General features: G+C 42.6%; 4 protein-coding genes. 3 read left to right on the forward strand and 1 reads right to left on the reverse strand.

What is annotated here, in order from left to right; all coding sequences use genetic code 11:
- Nucleotides 1-88 precede the first annotated feature (88 nt).
- From FOE74_RS14040 to FOE74_RS14050, 3 genes are read left to right on the forward strand one after another with little or no spacing between them, the layout of a single operon-like run.
- Nucleotides 89-3175, forward strand: coding sequence for a SusC/RagA family TonB-linked outer membrane protein (locus tag FOE74_RS14040; protein WP_225840819.1), 3087 nt, complete (start codon nt 89-91; stop codon nt 3173-3175).
- A gap of 12 nt (nt 3176-3187) precedes the next feature.
- Nucleotides 3188-4888 carry a SusD/RagB family nutrient-binding outer membrane lipoprotein gene (locus tag FOE74_RS14045; protein WP_149099232.1) on the forward strand — a complete coding sequence of 567 codons (1701 nt, stop codon included), beginning with the start codon at nt 3188-3190 and terminating at the stop codon, nt 4886-4888.
- A gap of 17 nt (nt 4889-4905) precedes the next feature.
- The gene (locus FOE74_RS14050; RefSeq protein ID WP_149099233.1) at nt 4906-5694 is read left to right on the forward strand and encodes a DUF4397 domain-containing protein; all 789 of its coding nucleotides are present in this window, start codon (nt 4906-4908) and stop codon (nt 5692-5694) included.
- 61 nt (nt 5695-5755) lie between these two features.
- Here the strand turns inward: FOE74_RS14050 and FOE74_RS14055 are convergent.
- Nucleotides 5756-6000 (reverse strand): integrase core domain-containing protein (locus tag FOE74_RS14055; protein ID WP_149099234.1); only part of this gene is annotated, 245 nt, incomplete at its 5' end.

Raw genomic sequence — 6000 nt, forward strand, 5'->3', positions numbered from 1 at the left:
ATTTCCTTTTTATTTCCCTTTGACAGATTAACAACAATAACCAATTAGTATCACTTAATTCTCACTTATGAAAATAATGTTACGGCTAATGCTTTTCACCTTAAGCTTGTGTATTGCACAGGCTGGTTTTGCCCAAAGCAAGACCATTACCGGAAGGGTTACCTCTTCTGAAGACGGATCCGCCATGCCTGGTGTGAGCGTAGTAGTGAAAGGAACAACCAACGGTTCTTCCACAGACGGAGATGGCCGTTATTCCATTCAGGCTCCAGTAGGTGGAGTATTAGTTTTCAGTTTTATTGGTACTATTTCCCAAGAGCGTACCATAGGAGAAAGCAATTCCATTGACGTGGTGTTAAGAACCGACTCTAAGGCTTTGGATGAGGTAGTAGTGACGGCCCTGGGTATTGAGGAAAGAAAAGCAGCTTTAGGTTATGCTATCACTGAGGTGAAAGGTGCTGATGTTGCCCAAACCCAACGGGAAAACTTTGTGAACGCTTTGGCGGGCCGAGTGGCCGGCGTAGATGTGCAATCTACTTCTGGCCTTCCTGGAGCATCCGCCTCTATTACTATAAGAGGGGTAAGTTCTTTAAGTGGAAGCAATCAACCATTATTTGTGGTGGACGGTCTTCCTGTAAGCAATAATACCTTTAGTACTGCAGATCTTGCTTCGGCTTCTACCCGGGATTTGGCTAATAGAGGTGTTGATTTCGGTAACAGAGCCTCTGATATCAATCCTGAAGATATTGAATCCATCACCGTTCTGAAAGGGCCAGAGGCCTCTGCCCTTTACGGTATTGATGCCGCCTCTGGGGCCATTGTGATTACCACCAAAAGGGGAAAAGCGGGCCAGGCCAGGATTAACTATAGCAATAGCTTTAGAATGGACCGGCTGATGAAATATCCTCAGGTTCAGCGTACCTACGGAAGAGGTGCCTTGGGTGTGACAGATGAAGGTTCAGCTATAACAACCTATTTTGGAGAGGCCTATGATGAAGGCGATGTTATTTATGATAACGTTAAAAATTTCTTTCAAACCAGCACATCTCAGCGTCATAACTTATCCCTCTCCGGCGGAACAGATGCTACAACTTATCGGGTTTCAACATCTTATATAGATGCCGGTTCATTTGTGCCAAATACTGGGCAAGAAAAATTTAGCCTTTCTTCAGCAATTACTTCCAAGTTAAATAAATATATATCTACAGATGTATCATTTGCTTATACTTTCTCAGATGTAAAATCAGCATTCAGCCTTGGCGGTGGTCCTATGCTAGGATTATTGGCCTGGCCTGCAAATGATGACGCAAGTAACTACTTGGATGTGAATGGCGATAGAAGATACTTCTCTTCCAAAACTCAAGCTGATGCTGGTACTGAGTTAGAGAACCCCTTCTTTAACATCAATAAAAACTCAATCGGAAACATTAGTGATCGTTATATGACCAGTGCTAAACTGGTGATTGATCCAGTTTCATGGTTTAAGTTTGTAGGAAATGTTGGATTAGATTATTTCACCCAAGAAATAAAGATGGTACGCCATGCACAGTCTAATCTGTCTGGTGCCACTGGGGGAGTTTTTGATCAGACCTTGAATACAAGCAGAAACTTAAACATCCAATACTATGGGCAGTTTACTAAGTCATTGCTAGGTAATAAGGTTGGTGTTGATCTTAAGATAGGTAGCGCCGTCAATGACCAGAACAATTACAGTCAGTCTGTAACAGGTCAAAAATACCTAGCCCCTAATTTCTATTCTATAGAAAACACAGACCCAGTTACCCATAGAGGAAGAAACAGGTTATCGCAGAGAAGGTTAATTGGTGCTTTTGCGTCTTTGGGCTTAGATTACAATAAAATGTTGTTCTTGAACTTCACTGGGCGTAACGACTGGAGTTCTACTCTTCCTAAACAGAACAATTCTTTCTTCTATCCTTCTGCTAGTGTAAGCTTTGTGTTCACTGAGCTTGCTCCATTTGCTGATATTAAGAACATTGTTTCCTTTGGTAAGCTAAGAGCGTCTGCTGCGCAGGTAGGTAAAGATGCTGCTCCTTATATGATACGCCCCTGGTTAGAGCCTAGAGCTACAACAGGCGGTGGTTTTGGCTATGCCGCTAATGGCCCATCTGAAGCATTGGTGCCAGAAATGACCACTTCTTATGAAGTTGGGGGTGAAGTTAAATTTTTCAATGACCGTTTAGGAATTGACTTTGCTCACTATAGAAAAGTTTCTAAGGAGCAGATTGTGAGAGGTTTAAGATTAAGTTATGGAACAGGGTTTATCCTGAAAACCTTTAACGCTGGACAAATTGAAACTGGTGGATATGAATTCCAGATCAATGCTACCCCTCTTATCATAAAAGACTTTAGCTGGGACATGAACGTGAACTTCAGCCATAATTACTCAGAGTTGGTGAAGCTTCCTACAGCTATTCCTGAATACTATAACTCTGATACCTGGTTGTATGGCAACGTGAGAAATGGTGCCCGCGTGGGTGGTCCGGTAAACTCTTTTACAGGATATGATTACTTGAGAAACAACAATGGTGATATCTTGATCAGCCCTACAACAGGTTATCCTCTTAGAAATACAACTGATTGGGTAGTGATTGGAGACAGAACACCTGATTTTACAATGGGTGTAGGAAATACCTTCAAGTACAAAGGCCTTTCCTTAAATTTCCTACTTGAAATTAGAAGTGGCGGGGACGTATTCAATGCTACTGAACATTTCCTTACGGTTCGCGGCTTGAGTATGAGAACGTTGGATCGTTTTCAACCTAGGGTTTATCAAGGTGTGATTCTGGATGGCAGAGAAAATTCAGATAACCCTACTAGAAACAATATTGTCATTAATCCGGCTACTGACCCTACCTACTATTCTTCCACACTATTGGATATAGACTTTATAGAGAAGGATGTAAAATGGGTTCGCTTACGAGATGTAACATTGCGGTATAATCTACCTACCTCTTTGCTTCAGGCCACAAAAATTGCCAAGTCTGCTAATATTTTTGTTACCGGCACAGACTTATTTATTATTTCAAATTATTCTGGCCTAGACCCAGTAGGTAGTGCAACAAGCTTGGCTACAGGTGGAAGTGGTGGATATGGCTTTGATTATGGTAATATGCCAATGCCTATGGGGCTGAATGTTGGGATTAATATTGGATTTTAATTGTTATTGAATATGAGGAAATTATTATATACTTCTCTTGTCGCAGCTAGTTTACTTGCCTCCACAGGATGCGAGACTTGGTTAGATGTTAATACTAACCCTAATGGGCCAGATCAGGCAGTGGATCCACACCTGTATCTTGCCCCAATTCAGTCTGAGATTGGATTAGCTCTTCAGTTTGATGCCCGTTATTTAGCAAAGTACATTGGTAACTGGCACCAGTCAACAACAGAAACTATCTGGGATAGACATGGATACGTGAATAGTGTGGCTGACCTTTCTCAACAATTGTGGAGATCAACATATTTCACCAGTGGCCTTAATCTACGTGATTTGATCCTGAAAGCGGAGGAGCAGAAGAAGTGGGATTTCGCCGGGATTGGGTATGCGCTCCAGGCTTATAACTGGCAGATGACCACAGATTACCATGGTGAGATAATTGTGTCGCAGGCTTTTGATCCTTCCAGATCAGACTTCGATTATGATTCGCAGGAGTTTGTTTATGAAGAGGTAAGAAGGCTTTCTCAAAAAGCCCTTGATGCATTCGCGAAGGGGAGAAAGGAAATCCATCCTAATTCTCGGATTAAAGATGGCGATTTAATTTATGGACAGTTCCATAATGCTAACAGCCCAGATCCAGACATGGCCATCAGAGATAAATGGGAAAGGTTTGTATACGGCTTGTTAGCTATCAACGCCAACCATATGTCTAATAAGGCTACTTACGCAGCCCAGTGGGCTCCTAAAGTGATTGAATACGTAGATAAGTCTTTCCAAGGCAATGCAGATGATGCTTCCATTAGATTTGAGGGAGTTGTAAATGGCAATGCGAACTTCTTGGGGCCAATGCGTGGCAACTTCCTGACCGTACGTCAATCAAGATTCATTACTGGGTTATTGGGTGGCAATAACCCAGTATTTAGAAATGTGGATGCCGCTAATGGAACCATAACCCCTAAGGTAAAAGACCCTATTCTTACGGCTGAGCACATCAAGGATCCGCGTATAGGTATTATGTTGGCACCCTCCCCCAGCGGGAAGTACACCGGGATTGGATTTAGCGGAACAGCTGAAATTACAGTTGCAAATGACCGGCCGCTAAACCTTTATGGTACTACTTCAGACGTGGCTACTGCCAATGCTACTGCACAAGGAAAGTATTTATTCCAGAACGCTGCCAGATTCCCTATCATGACGTATGCACAGCTACAGTTTATAAAAGCTGAGGCTGCCTTAAAATTAGGGAATAAGACAACAGCGCTAGCTGCCTACCGAAACGGCGTTGAAAAGCATATGGATTTTGTTTACTCTCTTGGTACAGCTGCAGAGAAAGCCACGTTTGACCAAAGGAAAACTGCATATTTAGCAAATCCAGAATTATTTCCAAGTGCTAACAACCTTACCCTAGGCCATATCCTAATGCAAAAATACGTTGCTCAATGGGGTTGGGGCTTTATTGAAACTTGGTCTGACCTTAGAAGATATGATTACAATGTAGCAACTGAAGTTGATCCAAAGTCAGGAACTGCCAGACCAGTTTTTGCAGGGTATGAATTACCCCCTATCTACTTTGGGGAAAATGGAGACCAACCTGCGCAAAGAGTTCGCCCTCGCTATAATTCAGAATACATCTGGAATAGAGCAGCATTAGCGAAGATTGGCGCATTAGAAAATAACTACCATGTCAAACCAATGTGGTTTAGCGAACAATAATCAAAAGGTTTCATAATATGAAAAAAGCTTTTAGAAATATATTGGCTTTCCTTGCCTTAGGAACACTCCTTGGAGCCTGTGAGGAAAACGCAATCATTGAGAAAACTGAGTATGTTACGTCAGGTGCTGATATAAAATTCTCTGTTGCTGCCCAAGATGCCCCTATGGTAAATTTTTACCTGAACGGGCAAAAAGTCACCGCCAAAACTCCTAGTAATGGTAGAATTGTTGGGTTGGCGTGGAGAGATGGCGCATTAGCCAATGCTATTCATCCAGCAAATTATGGATACGTAAACGTACCCGCTGGAAGCTATACGTTATCAGCTATTGACACTACAACAATAGCCGGTACTACGAATCTTAAAATGAATGAAGTTTTGAAGACGAACATTCAGCTAAATGAAAAGGAAAGGTATACGGCATATCTAGTTGGCCAAGGCGGAAATTATGAGTTCCTGACTGTTAAAGATGAAATACCACCTTATGATTTTAGCAAATCTTACCTCAAGTTTGTAAATGCTATGGCAGGTGCACCTGGTAAATTTACCATCAAGGCAGTGGGGACTTCTCCGGTGACAGATACAGTGGTGATTGCTTCTAAGGTGTCTTTCAAAGAGGCTACCAACTATGTTACCATTCCCCCAGGGACCTATAACATCGCTGTATTCTTAGAAGGAAAATCCACTGCTTATACAACTTGGACATCAGGTAACATCCAGCCAGGAAGAACTTATACCTTCTTTACAAGAGGCAATTATATAGCTTCTCCAACTACTGTTAACAGACAACTGATGAGAGATAGGTAAAATATTATCTTTCTGAATCGTCCTGCTATAAGTTGACAGATTTACCATTTCCCGGTTTGCTTCAGCAGACCGGGATTTTTATTTGCTGTTGGTGTACTTGTTCAGGTGCCCTCATCTGCAAGGATAAGTGGGGCCTGTGATGATTGTATAGTTCCACCGCTTGTCTGGCCAATAGCTCTGCCTGCTGCAGGTCAGCCAACACTCTGCCCAGGCCGAATTCCTCTTTCAGCGTGCGGTTCATGCGCTCGGCCAGGGCGTTCTCGTACGGGTCCGAGCCCTGGGTCATGCTCATCCTCATCCCGTTCC

It is taken from the genome of Rufibacter glacialis, assembly GCF_008271745.1.
GTDB classification, from domain to species: domain Bacteria; phylum Bacteroidota; class Bacteroidia; order Cytophagales; family Hymenobacteraceae; genus Nibribacter; species Nibribacter glacialis.

What these genes read in the sequence shown, in the direction of transcription:
- FOE74_RS14040 (WP_225840819.1), top strand. Translation starts at nt 89, where the DNA reads ATGCTTTTCACCTTAAGCTTGTGTATTGCACAGGCTGGTTTTGCCCAA.
- FOE74_RS14045 (WP_149099232.1), top strand. Translation starts at nt 3,188, where the DNA reads ATGAGGAAATTATTATATACTTCTCTTGTCGCAGCTAGTTTACTTGCC.
- FOE74_RS14050 (WP_149099233.1), top strand. Translation starts at nt 4,906, where the DNA reads ATGAAAAAAGCTTTTAGAAATATATTGGCTTTCCTTGCCTTAGGAACA.